This window comes from Leptospira barantonii, assembly GCF_002811925.1.
Classification (GTDB): Bacteria; Spirochaetota; Leptospiria; order Leptospirales; family Leptospiraceae; genus Leptospira; species Leptospira barantonii.
Genome location: NZ_NPDS01000001.1, coordinates 783,540 through 802,313, shown reverse-complemented (window position 1 = coordinate 802,313; position 18,774 = coordinate 783,540). Strand labels below are relative to the sequence as shown.

The 18,774-nt window shown below is 43.5% G+C and carries 17 protein-coding genes; 7 read left to right on the top strand and 10 right to left on the bottom strand.

Annotated elements, in window-relative coordinates:
• The first annotated feature begins 101 nt into the window (after positions 1–101).
• Both CH367_RS03885 and CH367_RS03880 read left to right on the top strand, forming a co-directional pair.
• On the top strand, positions 102–470 hold the full coding sequence (locus CH367_RS03885) for an STAS domain-containing protein (RefSeq protein ID WP_084492223.1): 369 nt from the start codon (positions 102–104) through the stop codon (positions 468–470).
• Complete coding sequence (locus tag CH367_RS03880) at positions 467–1,207, top strand: LA_1326/LA_4305 family lipoprotein (protein WP_100761138.1); 741 nt, start codon at positions 467–469, stop codon at positions 1,205–1,207. Before CH367_RS03885 ends, CH367_RS03880 begins: the two co-directional genes overlap by 4 nt.
• Before the next feature lie 150 nt (positions 1,208–1,357).
• On the opposite strand, the gene ileS is transcribed toward CH367_RS03880, so the two are convergent.
• From ileS to CH367_RS03855, 5 genes are all read right to left on the bottom strand, one after another.
• A complete protein-coding gene (ileS, locus tag CH367_RS03875; RefSeq protein WP_100761137.1) occupies positions 1,358–4,102 on the bottom strand; it encodes an isoleucine--tRNA ligase in 2,745 nt (914 codons plus the stop codon).
• Positions 4,103–4,109: 7 nt separating this feature from the next.
• Positions 4,110–4,763 (bottom strand): leucine-rich repeat domain-containing protein, encoded by a 654-nt coding sequence (locus CH367_RS03870; RefSeq protein ID WP_100761136.1) that lies wholly within the window; start codon positions 4,761–4,763, stop codon positions 4,110–4,112.
• A 14-nt stretch (positions 4,764–4,777) separates the two neighbouring features.
• Complete coding sequence (gene purL, locus CH367_RS03865; RefSeq protein ID WP_100761135.1) at positions 4,778–7,015, bottom strand: phosphoribosylformylglycinamidine synthase subunit PurL; 2,238 nt, start codon at positions 7,013–7,015, stop codon at positions 4,778–4,780.
• Between the two features lie 6 nt (positions 7,016–7,021).
• Positions 7,022–7,273 (bottom strand): hypothetical protein, encoded by a 252-nt coding sequence (locus tag CH367_RS20695; protein WP_125226090.1) that lies wholly within the window; start codon positions 7,271–7,273, stop codon positions 7,022–7,024.
• Between the two features lie 423 nt (positions 7,274–7,696).
• Positions 7,697–8,176, bottom strand: coding sequence for a flavin reductase family protein (locus CH367_RS03855; protein ID WP_100761352.1), 480 nt, complete (start codon positions 8,174–8,176; stop codon positions 7,697–7,699).
• Between the two features lie 156 nt (positions 8,177–8,332).
• On the opposite strand from CH367_RS03855, the gene CH367_RS03850 reads away from it, so the two are divergent.
• The 3 genes from CH367_RS03850 to CH367_RS03840 all read left to right on the top strand — a co-directional run bounded on the left by CH367_RS03850 (position 8,333) and on the right by CH367_RS03840 (position 11,776).
• Positions 8,333–9,358, top strand: coding sequence for a DUF3089 domain-containing protein (locus tag CH367_RS03850; protein WP_100761133.1), 1,026 nt, complete (start codon positions 8,333–8,335; stop codon positions 9,356–9,358).
• Positions 9,359–9,421: 63 nt separating this feature from the next.
• Positions 9,422–10,021, top strand: coding sequence for a bis(5'-nucleosyl)-tetraphosphatase (symmetrical) YqeK (yqeK, locus tag CH367_RS03845; RefSeq protein WP_100761132.1), 600 nt, complete (start codon positions 9,422–9,424; stop codon positions 10,019–10,021).
• A 180-nt stretch (positions 10,022–10,201) separates the two neighbouring features.
• Positions 10,202–11,776 (top strand): ArnT family glycosyltransferase, encoded by a 1,575-nt coding sequence (locus CH367_RS03840; RefSeq protein WP_244284457.1) that lies wholly within the window; start codon positions 10,202–10,204, stop codon positions 11,774–11,776.
• 24 nt (positions 11,777–11,800) lie between these two features.
• On the opposite strand, the gene CH367_RS03835 is transcribed toward CH367_RS03840, so the two are convergent.
• Positions 11,801–12,748: a glycosyltransferase family 2 protein gene (locus tag CH367_RS03835; protein ID WP_100761130.1), complete on the bottom strand. Its 948-nt coding sequence runs from the start codon at positions 12,746–12,748 to the stop codon at positions 11,801–11,803.
• 228 nt (positions 12,749–12,976) lie between these two features.
• On the opposite strand from CH367_RS03835, the gene CH367_RS03830 reads away from it, so the two are divergent.
• Complete coding sequence (locus tag CH367_RS03830; protein WP_125226089.1) at positions 12,977–14,056, top strand: CehA/McbA family metallohydrolase domain-containing protein; 1,080 nt, start codon at positions 12,977–12,979, stop codon at positions 14,054–14,056.
• 159 nt (positions 14,057–14,215) lie between these two features.
• On the opposite strand, the gene CH367_RS03825 is transcribed toward CH367_RS03830, so the two are convergent.
• The 3 genes from CH367_RS03825 to CH367_RS03820 form a co-directional block, all read right to left on the bottom strand.
• Entirely contained in the window at positions 14,216–14,608 is a 393-nt protein-coding gene (locus tag CH367_RS03825) for a hypothetical protein (protein WP_100761128.1), read from the bottom strand.
• A 70-nt stretch (positions 14,609–14,678) separates the two neighbouring features.
• Entirely contained in the window at positions 14,679–14,855 is a 177-nt protein-coding gene (locus CH367_RS20780; protein WP_165783203.1) for a hypothetical protein, read from the bottom strand.
• A complete protein-coding gene (locus CH367_RS03820; protein WP_100761127.1) occupies positions 14,852–15,733 on the bottom strand; it encodes an SDR family oxidoreductase in 882 nt (293 codons plus the stop codon). The genes CH367_RS20780 and CH367_RS03820 overlap by 4 nt, the downstream gene beginning before the upstream one ends.
• Positions 15,734–15,878: 145 nt before the next feature.
• Between CH367_RS03820 and CH367_RS03815 the strand changes: the two genes are divergently transcribed.
• Entirely contained in the window at positions 15,879–16,826 is a 948-nt protein-coding gene (locus CH367_RS03815) for a helix-turn-helix transcriptional regulator (protein ID WP_100761126.1), read from the top strand.
• On the opposite strand, the gene CH367_RS03810 is transcribed toward CH367_RS03815, so the two are convergent.
• The gene (locus CH367_RS03810; protein WP_100761125.1) at positions 16,814–18,727 is read right to left on the bottom strand and encodes an adenylate/guanylate cyclase domain-containing protein; all 1,914 of its coding nucleotides are present in this window, start codon (positions 18,725–18,727) and stop codon (positions 16,814–16,816) included. The two genes, CH367_RS03815 and CH367_RS03810, sit on opposite strands and share 13 nt — an antisense overlap.
• Positions 18,728–18,774 lie beyond the last annotated feature (47 nt).

Below are 18,774 nucleotides of genomic sequence, written 5' to 3'. Positions count from 1 at the left end.
GCGTCTCAGTTCAAATTTGCAGTTCTGAGAAATAAATCAAGAAAGATACTGATTCATTTTACTTCTTGACAGACCTTTCTTCCAGGTGTTTTTTCGATCTGATGATAATCCGAAGCGAGATACGAGAGAACCACATCGTTCTTAGCGTTCTTGAAGATATTCTTATGGATAATTCGCGGGATTTTTATTACGAATTCGAAGAATCCGTTAAAACCGGAAATCCGGAAATCATCAGTTTTTTTCTCGGAAAGGTCAAATTCATTGACTCCTCGGGAATCGGCATCATCATCAAAGTAAGAAATCAAATCCGCGAAAAAAACGGAACTGTTAACATTTTCGGCCTCAATAAATCCCTAAACTCGGTGTTTCGACTATCGGGACTGGACAAAATTGTGAACCTTTATACGAATGAAGAGTTTCTAAACAAGTATCCGATTTTTCAGGAGTTTGTGGATCAAAATTCCAAATGAAACCTACATTCAAATTTTTCTCGCCGTTTTTCATTCTTCTTTTCGTTCAGTGTTCTTGGGTCCAAGAAAGAAGCCTCTTCTTCTGGACAAAAAACCAAAACCTACTCTACAACTCCGAAGAAGTCGCTTATTTTAAGATCAATCCATCCAAGGTGGATCAGTTCGACGAACTCGTGGCTCCCGGCCCATTCACTCATCCGAATCAGCTTACTTCGGAACAATGGAAGGATATCTTAGGGAATCTGAAATACGTGAAAAAATCCTCTCTCGGTTTTTTTACCGATCACGTCTTTTCGGACGGAGAATTGGAAATCATAGCGAGAGATCTTCCCTACGTCATCAAATCGCTACCCGAGAACAAACTTCTCGTCATGATTTCGAAATACGACGACATTCAATCCGTTATCTCGACCGAGGAATTGACGACAACGTTGATCTGGGGCGAAAAGGATAAAATCAACGTAGTCTTCGGAAAAATCAAAAAGGAAATCGTGGACAAGGCGGTCGGGCTCGACTTCGCTCTTTGGACGGACATCAAGGCGATCAATCTCACTCACGTATCGGACGGAACGGAGATTAGCGATAACGGAGCGGTTCAATTTCAATTGGTTCGGAATATTCCGAATCGGAAATGGGTGGTCTACAACTCGGAACGACTCGACCAGTATAAGTTTAAACCGAGAAAAAGAAACGAAATCCGCAAACTCACCGATGAAAACGATCGCCCCGGCGGCTGATCGTTGTTAAACGATTTAAACGACTTAGCTTAACAAAAAAGGGAGAATTTTCCAAACTCACGCGCAAGACGCGGAGCGGACATTCTCCCTTTTTTATTTTAAGATCGGTGAAACGTTAACGATCGAAAAATCGATCGTTTTCAATTCTATCTAACCTACCACCGACTTACAACGGCCGCAAAGATCTCCGTCCTTGGAAATGTCTTCGGTATGTCTCCAACAACGAGGACATTCTCCCTGAGAAGGTTTAAGAACCTTAACGGAGAATTTTTCGTTTTCATGAGAGGAAAGAATTTCCATTCCAGGATTTTTCTCGTGAACCTGCGATACGACAAAAAGTAATTCCAAGGTTTCCTTAGGAAGAAGTTTGCCGAGATTGTTTCCGTTTTTGGAAACGATTTCCAAACCGGCTTCGAGGGATTTGCCGAGTTTACCGTCCTGTCTTGCGATTTCCAAAGCCTTTTGAACCGCTTCTCTCGCCTGCAACGCGGATTCGAATTTTTCTTCAAGTGCGGAATTCTTCCACGATTTCAGATCGGGAAAGGTCTGGAGAAACACGGATTCTTTTTTACCGTTAGACGCCCATACCTCTTCGGCCGTAAAACTCAAAATCGGAGCGGTAAGAATACATAACGTTTCCAGAATATGTTGTAACGCCGTCGCCGAAGATCTTCTCGTTTTGGAATCTCTCGAGTCGCAGTACATTCTATCCCGAATCATATCGAAATAATCTTGGGAAAGAGTGACCGTGCAGAATAAGATCAACTTCTGATAAATCTGATGAAACTGATACGTTTCATAACTCGCAACCGCGTCTTCCACGAACTGGGAAAGTTTCGAAAGATAAAATCGATCCACCTCTTCGAGTTCTTCGAAGGGAAGATTTTTTTCGGAAGTATGACCGTCCAGGTTTCCGAGAAGATAACGGAACGTGTTTCGGATCTTACGATACTGTTCGGAAACGATCTTATGAGCGTCCTTTCCTACTTTGATATCGTCTCTGAAGTCCAGAGAACTCACCCACAAACGAAGAATATCCGCTCCGTAAACGTGAATGACGTCGGTAGTAGGATCGATTCCGTTTCCGAGCGACTTGGACATAGGATGTCCTTTTTCGTCCAAAACATAACCGTGTGTGAGAACCGTTTTGTAAGGTGGGATTCCTCTCAGAGCCATCGAAGGCCATAAGGAAGATTGGAACCAACCTCTGTGCTGATCCGAACCTTCGAGATAAAGATCCGCCGGCGGTTCGTTCTTACGTTCGTCTAACACCGCAAAGCTGGAAACTCCGGAGTCGAACCAAACGTCCAGAATATCGTTTCCTTTTTTAAAGGAATCGCTTCCGCATTTTCCGCACTTCGTTCCCGGAGGAAGAAGGTCCGCGGCTTTTTCGGAATACCAGATTTCGATTCCTTTTTCGCGAACCATCTTTGTAAAGAATTGAATCGATGCGTTATCGAGATGAGTTTCTCCGCAAGACTCGCAAGTGAACGCGGGAATCGGAACTCCCCAGTTTCTCTGACGAGACAAACACCAATCGGGTCTTGTCTCGACCATGGAACGAATCCGAGTGATTCCCCAAGAAGGAACCCATTGAATTCCGTCGATTGCGGAAAGTGATTTTTCGCGAAGTTCGTTGAAGTCCATTTTAAAGAACCACTGCGGAGTCGCGCGGAAGATCAAAGGTTTTTTACTTCTCCAACTGTGCGGGTAAGAATGTTCGAACTCGCTGTAATGCAAAAGCATTCCCTTGTCTTTCAAAAGCTGAACGATTTCAGGATTCGCATCGAAAACTTTTTTACCCTGCATGAGAGGGAATTCGTCCGTATATCTTCCGTAGTCGTCGACCGGAGAAAACGGTTCGAGTCCGGCCGCAAGACCGACTTTATAGTCGTCCTGACCGTGACCGGGAGCCGTATGAACACAACCGGTTCCCGCGTCCAAAGTCACGTGATCGCCGAACAAAGGAATGGAAACACGATCTATAAAAGGGTGTTGAAATTTCAGAGCCGCCAATTCGTCCGAAGAGATCGGCTTTAATTTGTTAAGCGACACTCCGGTTGCGTTAGTCACGCTTTCCGCGAGTCCGTCCGCGAGAATGAGTTCTTCTCCGGCTTCCGCTTTAAAAATCGAATATTCGATTTTCTTGTTAAAGCAGATCGCAAGATTCGCGGGAAGAGTCCAAGGAGTGGTCGTCCAAATCAGACAAAAACGATTCGGCGCGCCGATCACCGGAAACTTTACGTAAATCGAAGGAGAAACGTGAGGATAGTATTCGATCTCTGCTTCCGCGTGCGCGGTTGCGAGGTCGATCGACCAATATACGGGTTTTTTACCGCGGTAAACATAACCTTTTTGAAAAAGTTCGCCGAATACTTCCACGATTCTCGCTTCGAAATCGGGGGACATGGTTTTGTAAATTCTTCCGTCTTCCCAAAAACAAAGAAAACGACTTAGATCCTCGCTTTGTTTTCCCACGAATTCTTCAGCGTAGTTTCTACAAAGTTGTCTGAGTTCTTCGGGTCCGGTTTCGCGCGCTTTTTTTCCGAGATTCTTTAAAACCTGAACCTCGATCGGAAGTCCGTGACAATCCCAACCGGGAATCATATCCGCGTAATATCCCGCGAGAGACTTCGATTTAACGATCGTATCCTTGAGAATCTTATTGAGAGAATGACCCAAGTGAAAATTTCCGTTCGCATACGGAGGACCGTCGTGAAGAACGAATTCTTTTTTTCCCTTTCTATGTTCTTTCATCTTTCGAAAGATCTGGCCCGATTTCCAAGCTTGGATCTGGGCCGGTTCCCTTTTGGCGAGATCGGCTTTCATCGGGAAGTCCGTTTTTGGTAAAAGGACTGTGGAAGAATACGGATTTTCTTTTTGGGTTTCGCTCATAGTCGTATCAATAGTCGATTTTTGTGTTCGGGAGGAGCGCCTGCAGTTTGTCCGCGTCCTCGCCTTTCAATGACGTTTTTTTAATATTCAATCTTTTTAAACGAGTCAAACTCTTCAGTTTTTCGTAATTGGACGGAAGGGCCTTAATCCCGGAGTTCAAATTCAGATCCAATTCCTCCAAACCGGAAAGGGACGCGAGAATTTCCACGTCCGTTTCGTTTAGAACGAGTTTATTCTGATCCAGATACAACGTCTTTATCAACGGCAAAAACAGAAGTTCGGAAGGAAGAACGGTCAGATCGTTGCTACCCGCGAGTAACACTTTCAAATTTTTTAATTTAGAAAAGGATGATGGAATCGAAGTCAGATCGTTTCCGAAAAGATTGAGTTGTTCCAGATTCTTACATTCTCCGATAAACTCGGGAAGCGAAGTAAGACTGTTCAAACGTAGATCCAGCTTGGTAAGACTCGGAAAACCGCAAACACTTTCGGGAACCGCAGTCAACTTCTGCATTCCCAAGTCCAGAACCTGAACCGATTCCGGTTTAGCCTTTGCTTCTTCCAAAATTTCTTCCGCGTTCTTTTTACAATCGATCCAGAAGATCGCTGACAAAAGAAGGACAAGGACGATCACGAGTTTTTTTGACAAGGTTGAATTCATTCTTCGATTCCTCTTTATAAAGCAAAAACTTGCTCTAAACCTTTTTCATAGGGTTCGTTCAATTCGGCGAAGGAAACTTTCAAAGCGATATCCTTGATTTCCAAGGAACCGGAAGAAGTCGTTTTTCCGATCGGATAATACTTCAGTCCTTTCGCTTCCGCTTGTTTGCGAACCTCTTCTTTCGAAGCCGAGTCGATTCCGACAAGAACCGCAGTGGAGGATTCTCCGAACAAGGTAAGATCGAGACGATCCTGTTTGAGGGAAGCAAGATCCGCTTCGATTCCGAGTCCGCTGAAAAGAACGGTTTTGGAAAGAGCGATCGAAATTCCTCCGAGAGAAAGATCTCTTGCGGATTTTAAGATTCCTTTTTCGTTTAAGGAAAGAATCAGTTTACAAAGTTCTAATTCCTCTTTGATGTCGAGCTCGGGAATACTTCCGTTGACCTGACCGTGAATCTTCTTCAAGTATTCGCTTCCCCCAAGTGAAGGACGAAAGTTTCCAAGAACCGCGAGTTCGATCCCAGCGGACTTCGGAAAATTGGAAAGAAGTTTTGTTTTATCTTGAAGAATTCCCACCATGCCGATCGTAGGAGTCGGGAAAATCGGTCCTTCGGGGGATTCGTTGTAGAAGGACACGTTTCCGCCCGTAACGGGAAGTTCGAGAAAACGGCAAGCGTCTCCCATCCCGCGAATACATTCGGAAAACATATAGTAGTTTTCCGGAATATAAGGATTTGCGAAATTAAGATTGTTCGTCACTCCGTACGGCGCGGCTCCCGTTACGTAAACGTTTCGAGCCGCTTCACATACCGCGAACTCCGCGCCCTTGTAAGGATCGAGATACGTATATCTCGAGTTACAATCGGTTGCGGTTGCAAGAGCCTTATTCGTATCGGGAATCGAGGACAATCCGCCGTCGAGTCCGGGTCCGATGAGTTTTACTAAACCGACTTCGCTGTCGTATTGTTCCGTGATCGGTCTTCTCGAACAAACATTCCATGAGGAAATGATCTTGAGCAACACGTCTTTTGTGTTTGCGCCCGCGGTCACATCGGAGATGGAATCCTGTTTCCAAGTTTTTACCGCATCCAAGTAGGCAGGACGTTTGGTTTCCCTTTCGTAACGGGGAGCTCCGCCGCCTAACACGAGTGATTCGGCGGGGATTTTCGCCTTCAGCTTTCCATCCATGTGAATTTCGATCATTCCGTCCGAAGTCACTTCTCCGATTTTGACGGCGTTTAAATTCCATTTTTCGAATATAGATACGAGTTCGTTTTCTTTTCCTTTTTTAGGAACTACGAGCATTCTTTCCTGAGATTCGGAAAGCATCGCTTCATAAGCGTTCATTCCGGTTTCACGAAAAGGAACGAGGTCAAGATCGATTCTCATCCCGGTCTGACCTTTTGCGCTCATCTCGGAAGTCGCGCAGGAAATTCCCGCCGCGCCCATGTCCTGAATTCCGATCAAAAGTCCTTTTTGAATCGCTTCGAGACTCGCTTCCATCAACAGCTTTTCCATAAACGGATCGCCGACTTGAACCGCGGAACGTTTCGATTCCGATTCTTTGGAAAGATCTTTCGACGCGAAAGAAGCTCCGTGAATTCCGTCTCTTCCGGTCGTTGCTCCGACGATATAAACCGCGTTTCCGATTTGTCCGCCGGTGGTCGCGCTCGCCATTTGATCGTGACGAACGATTCCGACTGTCATCGCGTTCACCAATGGATTCTTGGAAAAACACTCGTCGATAAAAAGTTCTCCGCCCGAAACCGCGATCCCGAGAGAATTTCCGTAGTCGCCGATTCCTTTCACCGCTCTGGAAAGAAGATATTTATTTCTTGGTTCGTCGGGATTTCCGAATCGAAGAGAATTGAGAGATACGATCGGACGCGCGCCCATCGTAAAGATATCTCTCATAATTCCACCGACACCCGTGGCCGCTCCTTGATACGGTTCCACCGCTGTCGGGTGGTTGTGACTTTCGATTTTAAAAACGACCGCGAGACCGTCGCCGATATCCATCGCGCCCGCGTTCTCTTCGCCCGCTTTTGCAAGCAGTTTATCCGAAGATGTCGGAAGAGTTTTTAATTTTAGAATCGAGTTTTTATAAGAACAATGTTCCGACCACATCGCGGAAAAAATTCCGAGTTCGGTCGAGTTCGGGATTCTGCCCAGGATTTCCTGGATCTTCTGAAATTCTTCTGAGGTAAGCCCGTGTTCCAGGGCGTCTTGTAGGGAGACGGCTTCTTTTTCCATCGATTGTCAGTATTTTTTCCAAGTCGCGCTCTGAAAATCAAATATTCCCGTAAAATTCGGGTGATTGTAGTTCCGACCTGGCAATTCTCGAAACGAATAAGAAGAGTTCCCGCGTTTTGAGGCGAACTCGCCCGTAAGAATCGAAGGAGTTCCTACATTTTCAGTTCTTATGGAGAATGGAACCGATCCCAGCAATGTTTCCAGAGAAAATCCAGAAGCATAGGTCGGACCTCCGTTCGCTCGGAGTTTGTCATCCATTCGCCGTCTCCGATTTCAAGGGGCGACAAATCGCAGATTTCTTTTAAATCCGATCGGACGGGAGATGCGGAAGAAGAATTTAAAATCGGTTGTAAAAAATTTGAAATTTGATCCCGAGCCGAAGAGATCCGACCGCAACAAACAATAACGACAAAAAGGAATATTCCTAACGCGGCACGCATTCTGATGTATGGACCCCATAATCTTCCGACGAGTTTCCCTTGTCGGCAATAAGCTCTACGTTTACATACGTGAGTCCAATCGCATCGCGCCAAAAAAATCGCAACGCTCGCGGATTCCTTCGAAAAAATCCGCGATCCTAAAAAGCGAAAAAGAACATTGAACTATTCTTATATTCCTATTCTTCAACGTGAAGAGCGAAGATCCATGTCGTTTTAACGAATCAAAAACTTTTTGAATCTTTTAGATCGAGTAATAACCTCTTCTATAATACAACAACGGCCTTAAACTATCTTCCGCGCCCGCCGAAACCACGCGTCCGATTACGATCGAATGATCTCCCCCGTCCACAAACTGGTCCACTTCACATTCGATATGCGAAAGTGTACCCGGAAGAATCGGAACGCCAAGTTCTCCCGTTTTAGAACCGAGTTCATCGATCAGAACGTGTTTATCGGTTTTACCCGAAGCGAATTGATTCGAAATGGAATCCTGACCCTGCGCCAAAATGTTCACTACGAATTTTCCGGAACTCCGAATCGGATCGTGACTCGTTATGTTCTTTTGAAGACAAAAAAGGACCAAGGGAGGATTGAGAGAAAGAGAACTAAAACTACTCACGGTAAGGCCGCTATTTTTTCCGAGATGAGAATACGTGATGACCGTTACACCGGAGGGAAAGTGCGAAAGCGCGTTTTTAAAAACGTCTTCTGTGATTTTCATAAGGCCGATCTTAAAATCGAAAGAGTCTCTGTCAACCATCGAAACGAAAAAGCTTATCCATAACAAACCGCATTGACATTTTGAATCGGGCAAGGATACTAAAGAAAGAATCCAGAATTCTCATTTTATCGAATTGAATTAAAAGGACTTACGATCATGCGTTTAACAATTCGTCTCATTCCGATCTTATGTTTACCGTTTTATGTTTCCTGTCTTTGGCTGATCCGTCCTTCCGGAAATTTCGAAGAATTCAAACCTCCTCAAGAACCGAATTACGCCGATCAGAATTCCTGGGCCGCTCTTCCTCAAAAGAAAGACGACGCGGATCAAGTCCCTTTGGAATCGAATCTAAAAGACGAACAAGACAAGGCCTTGGTCGACGTATTCTTCGTCCATCCCACCACGTTTTACGGGAGAGAATGGAACGCGGAGCTTTTAAACGAAAAAGTAAACAACCGAACCGATGACGGTACCATCAAACAACAAGCGAGCGCATTCAACTGTTGCGCGAAGATTTACGCTCCTCGTTACAGACAGGCAACTCTTTATTCTTTTCTGGATAAATCGAACGGAAAACTTTCTTTAGATTTAGCATATCAAGATATACTTAAATCCTTCGACTACTACATGAAACAATGGAACGGAGGAAGACCTTTCATCATAGCGTCCCATAGCCAGGGAACGCACCACGCGATTCGCTTATTGAAGGATAGAATCGACGATTCTCCCCTTTCCGGAAAGATGATCGCCGCTTATTTGATCGGAGGCGCGGTTCCCGTAAACTTCTACAAAACGATTCCTGTTTGTAAATCATCGACACAAACCGGTTGTGTGATTAGCTGGAGAACCTTCGGTGAAAAGGCCGAAATTCCAAAAATGGTACATGACCCCCTAGGACCGGTCGTATGCGTCAATCCGATCAGTTGGAAAGACGACGAACTGATTGCAAGCGCAGAACAACATTTAGGCGGAGTTAACGGAAAGTTCAAAACGATCCGTCCGAAACTATGCAGTGCGCAGTGTGTATCCGGTGTACTTCGAATTTCGGAACCCCAGGCGCCGGGATTCTCAAGATGGGTCGGACAAAATTATCACGTTCTTGATTACGGAATTTTTTATAAGGATATTCGAGAGAATGTTTCCCAAAGAATACAAAACTTTCTTCAGAATGGGAAGAATTGAATCCGATCGAAACTTTCTGGACATCGTCGATCCTTTGCGAAAGTTAGATGTATTAGGAAAACTATGACTCCGAAAGAGCTGGAAACAAAAACCCGAGAATTCAAAAAGATCGTTCCCAATGAAATTACGATCACTCGTTGGGAACATTCTCTTCGAGTCGCCGAAATCGCCAAAGAACTCGCGCTCATCCATTCCAAAGACGAAGCGGAACTCGCGTATCTCGCGGGAATCGTTCACGACATCACAAAACAAAAGACGTCGGAATTTCACTTAATGTTATTCAAAGAATCGGGTCAACACGATCTGGAAAAACTTCCTTCGGCGGCTTGGCACGCGTATTCCGCCGCGATCTATCTCAGATCCGAATATAAACTCGAACACGAAAACGTATTGTCCGCGGTTCGAAATCATACACTCGGAGCGGAAACACCCGGACCTTTGGATCTTATCTTATACGCGGCCGACTTTTTAGGATCGGAATATGCGGAAAAAAATCCGCTTTATGCGGACTGGAGAGAACAAGCGCGAAAAAATATTTATCTCGGCGTTCTCTGTAAGGCAAAAAATACGATGGAAGATTTGATCACATCGGGAAAACCGATTCATCCAAGAACCGTTTTTACATACAATCTCGCAGTATCAAAAAGTTCGGATAAAACCTGACCATTTCTAAAAGTTTTTCTTCTTATACAATTGTTCTTCGATTGTAATATTTTGTTCATAGAATCGTAAAAGAATATTCAAAATTTTGAAATTACTTTTATGAAAATCGAAAACAGACCCTTTTGGCTTTTCCTCTTAGCATATTTCGTATTATTGTGCGTCGGTCTCGGGTCGTTCCCCTTGATAGACTGGGATGAAAATATCTACGGAGCCGCTTCCAAGAACATGTTCACTTCGGGAGATTATCTTCGAATTGTAGTAAACGGTCAGTTGTTCACCGAAAAACCCCCGTTTTACTTTTGGCTCGCGAGTTTATTCTACTCGATTTTCGGAATCGGAGAATTTGCGACAAGACTTCCTTCGGTTTTATCCGGATTGTTTTCTTTCGGCGTTCTTTACTTTTTCGGTAAACGTGTTGTCTCGGAAAAGTTCGGTCTACTCTGGGCGCTTATCTATTCCTCTTCCTTATTGCCCTTATTGCTTTCCAGAACCGCTTACATCGATCATCTATTCAATACGTTTCTTTTATGTTCCGTCCTTTGTTTGTTCTTATACGATGTGGAACAAAAAGCAAAGAATCGTTTCGGCGCTTTGAAGTGGTTGATTCTCGCGTCGTTCAGCATGGGAATCGGAACGCTTACCAAAGGACCTCTCGGAATAGCGATCCCTGCGTTTTCCTTTGCGGCCGTTCGAATCTTCGAAAAACGATTTCGATTTTCGTTCATGCATCTTTTATTATGTATCGCTCTGACTTCGGGAGTTGTGTCTTCCTATTACCTAACCGATTATCTGATCCACGGAGAAGGTTTTATCGCGGGTTTCGTCGAGTTCCAGAAAAAACTTTTAACCAAATCTCTGGAATCGCATACCGGACCTTGGTTTTATCACGGCCTCGTCGTTTTGATCGGTTTTTTTCCTTGGACGCCTTTGTTATTCGGATACGCCTTAAAACCAAAAACCTCCGCATTCGAAAACGAGAACACGAAAACGTTCTCTAAGATTCTTTTCGTATGGGCCGGTATTGTTTTGATAATTTTCTCGATCGTTCAGACAAAACTTCCGCATTACTCCTCTTCGATTTACTTTCCGCTCTCTTTCTTTGCGGCTTACGCGATTCAAAATGATAAGCGAAGTCGACTTTTAGGATGGGTGGCCGGTTACGGAGGGATAATCGCATTCGCCTTTCTATTATTTCCTTGGATAGCTCAACTTGCGATTCATTCTTCCGATTTTAGAATGAACATCGGGGACGGAATCGATTTTCGAATTTCCATTCTCGATTATTTACCGGGACTTTTGATCTTAGGTTCCGTATTGATGTCGATCTATCTTCTTGTGAGTTTCGTTCCTAAGAAGGAGAATAATTTGGGCTTCTTTAGCGTTCTTTGGATCGGAATGTTAACTTGGATCGGAACCCTATCCTTTACCTTGGCGCCGAAGGTAATGGACGTTCTGCAGGGAAGAATCTTAAAATTCTCGGACATCGCCGAAGCGGAAAAAGGAAAATTAGTATTTTATAAATATCTTTCGTTCTATCCGATGTTCTATCGTGAAAATAAAATCCATATCATCGGAAGTTATAAGTTTAAAGACGAAGAAAAACTACTGACCGAACCGGAGAATCAAAAACTATTCTTAGTGGCCAATCGGAACAGTTTAGTGGAATTGAATTTTCTTTATCCGAAGTTGATCTTTACTCCGATCGCAAACGAAGGGGATCTATTTTTAATCCGAACGGAAAAAAAGAAACTCTAATAAAAGTCAAAAGTTAGCTCAAGCTCATCCTTTCCATTTTATGATCTCGAGCTCGAAATTGAATCGTTGAATTTTGGAAACGGTATGAAGAATGAGCCCGATCGAAAAATTAATCATGGAACCGATCATCAACCCGGTCGCAAGAATCGCCAAAGGAACGTGATAGACATAGCGGTATCGGATATAATCCAAAATAGCCGGAAAGCCCACACATAAGGACGCAAGGAACGCGGCTCCCGATATAAAACCGAAAAAGTGCATCGGCTTATAATCTTTAAAAATCCAGAGAATATTCTTAACAACCGAATAACCGTCTCGGATCGTATTCAACTTAGAAGAACTTCCCTTAGGACGATCCAAATAACGAACCGGAACTTCCAAATACGAAAGACGTTTATCCAAAACGTGCAAGGTCATCTCTATCTCCAACTCGAACCCTTTGGAAAGAATCGGATAATGACGAACGAAACGATTCGAAAAAATCCTGTAACCGCTCATGGCGTCTCTGAGCTTAACCGCAAAAAGAAAATTGATCAGACGAATCACCAAGTTATTTCCAAAGGAATGAAACGTTCTTTTGTTTTCTTTTTTATAACCTCCCCCGCTGAGACGATCGCCTACGACCATATCGTAGCCGCCTTCCTCTCTCGCTTCGATCAATCTATGAACTTCTTCGGCGGGATAAGTCATGTCCGCATCGACCATCACGTAACATTCGGCGTAAGAAGAGGCGAAACCCTTTCGAATCGCGTTTGCCTTTCCTTGTTTGAACTCGGAAACCACTTTGCCCCTGATCTTATGCTTTTTCAGAGTGGCTTTCGCGATCTCGTTCGTACGATCCTTGGAGTTATTGTCTATGACGATGAACTCTGCCTTTGGCAATTCCTTAAAAAAGGAAAGAATCGTATCGGCGATCGTCAATTCTTCGTTATAAGCGGGTAATAAAACCGTAATATTTTTTTCTGAAGCCATGAACTTTCCAAATAGTTTTTCAAATTCGATTTCAATCGAAATATGTTTCGGAACTATCGGAAGAATTCATACGATTTCAATCAATGGAATTTTCGGAATTTCCATATTACATTTTACGAATCCGTTGTAATCAAAAGTAAACAAACCGAATTCGTTTTAGACTTCTCGTTCGCACAAAGTATATTTTTTAATGCGACAATGAAAAAAGCGAAAACACGCTTCCTATTCTTGTGCATTTTTATCCTGAGCGTTCTTATACTTTTTAATCTTTATACGAGTTTTGCCTTTCGATCCGAGGCCAGCCACGAAAACCGAAATACAAACAACAAGGAAATAGAAAACCCCTATCGACACAGAACAAACCTAAAATGGGTCAAATCCTCCTTCCACAATCATACGAACGAGGTCTGGTATACACCCGGACGAAACAGCGTCGAAGAAATCGAAAAAGTATATTCAAAAAACGGATACCGAATTCTTTCCTTTAGCGATTATGGAAGAATAACCCGTCCCAAAGATAAGAATCTATCCACAATCCCAGCGTTCGAATGGGGAACCAATCTTAGAAAAAGACATATCTTGGTTCTCGGCGGAAAACAACCCGAGTTCGATCCGTTTCCGTTGTATGCAGACGTTTCGAACATACAATGGGCGATCGATCGTTTTCACGAACAAGGAGCCTTCGTTACGATCAACCATCCCAAACTAAATCACAGTTTCTCTCAAAGTATGCTATTAGGCCTCAAAGATTACGATTCCATTGAGGTCTTCAGCCCGTTCGGCGACGAGATATCCACGTGGGATGAAATATTAAGCGAAGACAAATTCCCACATTGTATGGCGTCCGACGATTTGCATTACCTTCCCCGAGACGAATACGAAAACGTCCGAAAAAAAGATCGATTCACACTGCGGGATATGGTCGCACTCTTGTATAGACCCGAAGGACAATCACTCATGCGTTACGTTCTTTTAAACGTAAACACATTAGAATCCAATGATATTCTAAAATCCTTAAAATCCGGAAACTACGTATGCGTAAGAAAACACGATCGTATTCTGGAAGATCCGGAACTGATCGAAATCGGCCTCACTCAGAGAGATGAAATTTTTTTTGAATTTGGGGAAAAAGCGATTCGAGTCGAGTTTATCGGAAAACAAGGAAGAGTTTTAAACGAAGTTCACGACGTAAAAAAAGGGAACTACAAGTTCCCTTCCAATGAACCGTATATTCGGCTTCAAATCCTATTTCCGAGCGCTTTGGTCCTCAGCAATCCATTCCACAGGGGAGAATTACGAAAAAGATAGGATTTTATACCTTTCTGCGCCGGTCATAGATTTATCGAATTTCAAATTCTTTTTGCCGTCGATGCTTTGTCGGAACAACTAAAGTTAAATTCTTTACATCCAAAGAATTCTTCATTCGTCCTGATCCGAATTCAACTTTAGTTCAGAATCTCATTTCACCTAATTAGAATTAGCTGATCTATCCGCAACCCAACCGATCGCAAAAGATACGAATACCATCGCGATATATCCCAATCCGATTTGGATGAAATAATCCGCGGGACTCATCTTAGACATAGGAAGTAAGATCAAAAAGTCTAATCCCCAATTGATTATAAGCCAGATGAATCCAGCGCTCAGAAGAATCCCGAACTTTTTACCCGAAATCTTGAGCGCAAGTGAAACGAACAAAAGACAACCCGTAAGACTTCCCGTAATCAACATCACGGATTTAAACAGAAAAATATCCGTCAACAACTTCCCGTCCCGCGTATAGAACGGAATCGCCACAAGAAACGGAATCAACCAAACTAAAAAACCGTAACCGAAAATTCGAACCAAATGTTGCTTCATCATAAACTCCTAATGTATTTAAAAAATATGCGTTCTTTTGCGTATCGCGCGCGGATTCATTCCCTCGGCATCAATCCGGATCGGATTCCGATTCTTCATTCGCCGCTTTTTGAAAGTCGATATCGGTCTCCGGCTCCTGAACATTCAACAAGGAGGCAGGGTATAAAATTCTGGAAATCATACTCAACGTTCCCGTCGACACTTGAGTTTGATTCGAATCGAATTCGCTTAACAGTTTCGTTTTCATATATCTTCTCCGAATTTTTCCTTAAAGTATCTTCCCCAATGGGGTCTATTTCCGTCCAAATCCATAAAATCGTATTCGTCCGAAAGTCTCCAAGAACTCGTAGCGGTTCCCGTTTTTGAAAAAACGTTCGGATCCATCGCTAAGGCCGCAACCGCTCGTCCTACATAAGCGGGAGTTTCCGATGCGATAAAATGGGGTTCTTTTAAGGCCCCGTCCCTCCAATTTTTTTCCTCAACTCCGAAATGATCGAGCATCGCCTCGGATCTCAAAAATCCGGGAGTTACCGCGAGCACCGATATTCCGTGGGGTTTCAATTCCTCCGATAAATAACTTGCAAGATTTATAATGGAGGACTTGATCAAAGAATAATATAAATTCCCTCTATATCTGCCGTCGATCCCGTCCGTAATCTCTATCACAAGACCCGAACCGGTTTCGATCATCAAGGGCGCCGCAAAATAATTCGTAATCAAATGAGAATCCAAACAGGTTCTTTGCACCTTGAGTCCGTTCTCCAAAGAATGTTCCCAAAATTTCTGAGACCAATCGATGTAAGGATCTCCGCCCCAAATATCGTTGATTAGAATATCAAGTTTTCCCTGTTCTCTTTTAATTTTGGAAAGAAGGGACTTTACCTCTTCCGGCTTTGTATGATCGACTTGAACCCAGATCGCCTTCCCGCCCGAAGATTGGATCAGTTCCGCGGTTTCTTCGATCGTCTCTTTACGATTCATCTCCGAAGAATTTCCACGGACACTCCTTCCCGTAACGTAAACGGTCGCACCCGCTTCACCCAACTCGATCGCAATTCCCCTTCCGGCTCCTCTGGTTGCGCCCGCTACCAACGCTACCTTACCTTCCAAATTTCTGTTTTTCATACTCCCATCTTACATCGGTTAGCATGACAAACTCTGTCATATATCCAAAAGAATGTTTTTTACCATCGAAAAAAATTGATTTCAGTTACAGTTTAAGAAATTATATATGTCAATTACTGTCATGTATTTGGAATATGATTGAAACATGCGCGCGGATCGGTTACTCTCCATTCTTTTACAACTTCAGGCCAAAGGGAGAATCTCCTCTCGGGACCTTGCCAAAAAACTAGAGGTTTCCGAAAGAACGATTCATCGAGATATGGAAGCCTTAAGCGCTTCCGGTGTTCCCGTATATGCGGAACGAGGTTCCAAAGGCGGCTGGGAACTTTCGGAAGGTTACAGAACCAATCTCACTGGAATGAAAAAGGAAGAAATTTTTTCGATGATCCTTACGAGTTCGACACGAATCGCTTCCGATCTCGGTAAGAAAAAAGATTTCGACTCGGCCTTTATGAAATTTATGGCGTCACTTCCTCCGGCTTATCAAGAAGAAGCGGAGATGGTTCGACAAAGAATTCATATAGACGGAGCCGGTTGGGGTTGTTCCGAAGAGGAGTTTCCGTTCTTGCCTTTGATACAGGAAGCGGTGTGGCAGGAAAAGAAAATCATTCTTCGTTATCGATCCGATGAAGAATCCAAAAAAAGAATCATTCTTCCCTTGGGTCTTGTCGCAAAAGGAAAAACCTGGTATCTGGCCGCTAAGTACGGAAAAGAATTCAGAACCTTCCGAATCTCCAGAATCATCGATGCGAAACTCGGAGATTCGTTTGAAAGACCGAAAAAATTCGATCTGGAAAAATACTGGCAAGAAAGTACGAAAAACTTTTTCTCAAAACTCCCTTCTTATCAGGTCCTCCTCAGAATCAAAGCGGAACGTTTCGATTTTTTTAAAATGATCTCATACGGAAGAATATTAGAATATTCTAAAATAGATACCGAATGGATCGAAATGAAAGTCGATCTCGAAACGAAAGAATGGGCCCTGCATCACGTTCTCGGTTTGGGCGATTCCGCGATTCTTATCGAACCGAAAGAACTAAAAACGGATCTATTGATCGCAATCGAAAAAATCGCAGGTTCTTATTCCACCTGATACACGCCGACCAAGTTCTCCTTCCCCTTAACGGCGACCTTACCCAACTCTTTGAAGGAATGTTTGATTCGATTTCTGATTTTGCGGAAGCTGTCGTCCGAAAGAAGAATGTCGACGCCGTATTTTTTGGTAAGCCCTTCGATTCGTGAAGCGAGATTGACCGCGTCCGAAATAACGGTTCCGTCCATTCTTTCCACTTCTCCGATCGTACCCAACATTAAAACTCCGGTATGAATACCGATCCCGATTCGAATCGGTTCATAATTTCTTTCCAATCGACTTTGATTGTGTCGATCCAATTCCAGTTTCATTTCGAGAGCGGCTTCAAGCGCGTCATCGGGAGAATCCGGAAACAACGCCATAATTCCGTCCCCGAGATATTTATCCACAAAACCTCCGTGTTTGCGGATTATGGGTCCCATCTTTCCCATATACGAATTCAAAAAATCGAAGTTATCCTTAGGGGTCATCTTTTCGGAAAGTTCGGTAAAAGAACGGATATCCGAAAAAAGAATCGTCATTTCTTTTTGAGTCTGATCTCCTAATTCAATTTCCGTAATATTCTGTTTTCCTAAAAACTTCAAGAATTCCAAAGGAACAAAACGGCTGTAGGATTGGTTCGTGGCCTTTAAGTCCGCCGAAAGATTTTCGATTGCGACGAAAGCCGCCGAAAATTTCAAAGAAAGCATATACGACTGCGCGAAGATAAACGTAAACAATCCGAGCGGGAGATAATATCCCGTGCTGACTACGGTTTGACTTTGAAGAATATCGTTGATAGCGGTCGCGATCAATGCGAGCGCTCCCAAACTTGCGATGATCGCCCCGTCTCTTTTGCGATAGATGAATCTTCCGAGCCAAAAGAAAAAGAGCAGAGTATAAACCAGAAGAAAAAGTTGATACGGAATGAGAGTGAGCGCGAATATCTTCGTCGGAAAGAAAAGAATCACGAGTGAAAAAACGCCAACCACCGCTACGCTGATCTTCCAAACGAACTTTGGCATATCTTCCGGAAAGATCGTATCCATGTATTTCTGAAAGATCGGCCAGGCCAGATAAAAAGAAAGATATTCCACCTTACTTCCAAACTCCCACTGAATCTCCGGAAACTTTTGAAGGATAAATCGTTCCCCGGTCATCAACAAACGAACCACTATCACAAAACAGAAAAGTCCGAAGTATAAACTTGACTTGTCCTTTCTTCTCAAAGAAAACAAACCGAAATGATACAGAGCCATAACGGCAATACTTCCGAATAGGAACATCTCGGTCGTCCATCGGTCCTCTCTGTAATCGGATATGCTTTTTTTACTTCCAAGACGAATCGTCTCCCAGATTCCTCCCTTAAAATGATGGAAATTGGATACTTCGACTTGAATTAGAATTTCATTTCCGGATGTCGGAAATTCCGCATAACGTGGAAGATACTGCGGTCTTGAAGTGTTTTCATCCGTGCCCACAACGCCGCTTCGGATTAATTTAACTCCGTCCACCCAAACCGCTCCTGCGGTGCCTACGTCCTGAAACCGAATCGCGAGCGGATTTTGATTTTCGTTCAACAATACTTTCAGAGTAAACGTCCCGTAACCATAGGCGTTCGCGGAATCCATATCCGGAATTTCAGAATAAGAATTCCAATTGCCGGGAACAAAAACGTTGTATGATTTCGCTTCCGTCGCGTTCGGATCCGGTTTCGAAAGACTCAGTTGTTTCCAGACAAAAGACCATTCACCATCCAACTTCACGATTCCGTCCGAATTAAAATCCCATTCCCTTAAATCCAAAACCCCTTTTTCTGCGCGAGGAGCGATCTTGGAAGAAACGGAATTGGAACAAGATATGAAAAGGCTAAAAAATAAAAGGGTTCCGAATGTAAAATAGAACGAGGTTTTCTTTTTCATATATTACCTTTGTTTGAAGTCGGGATCCGGGACGATAGAAACAACGT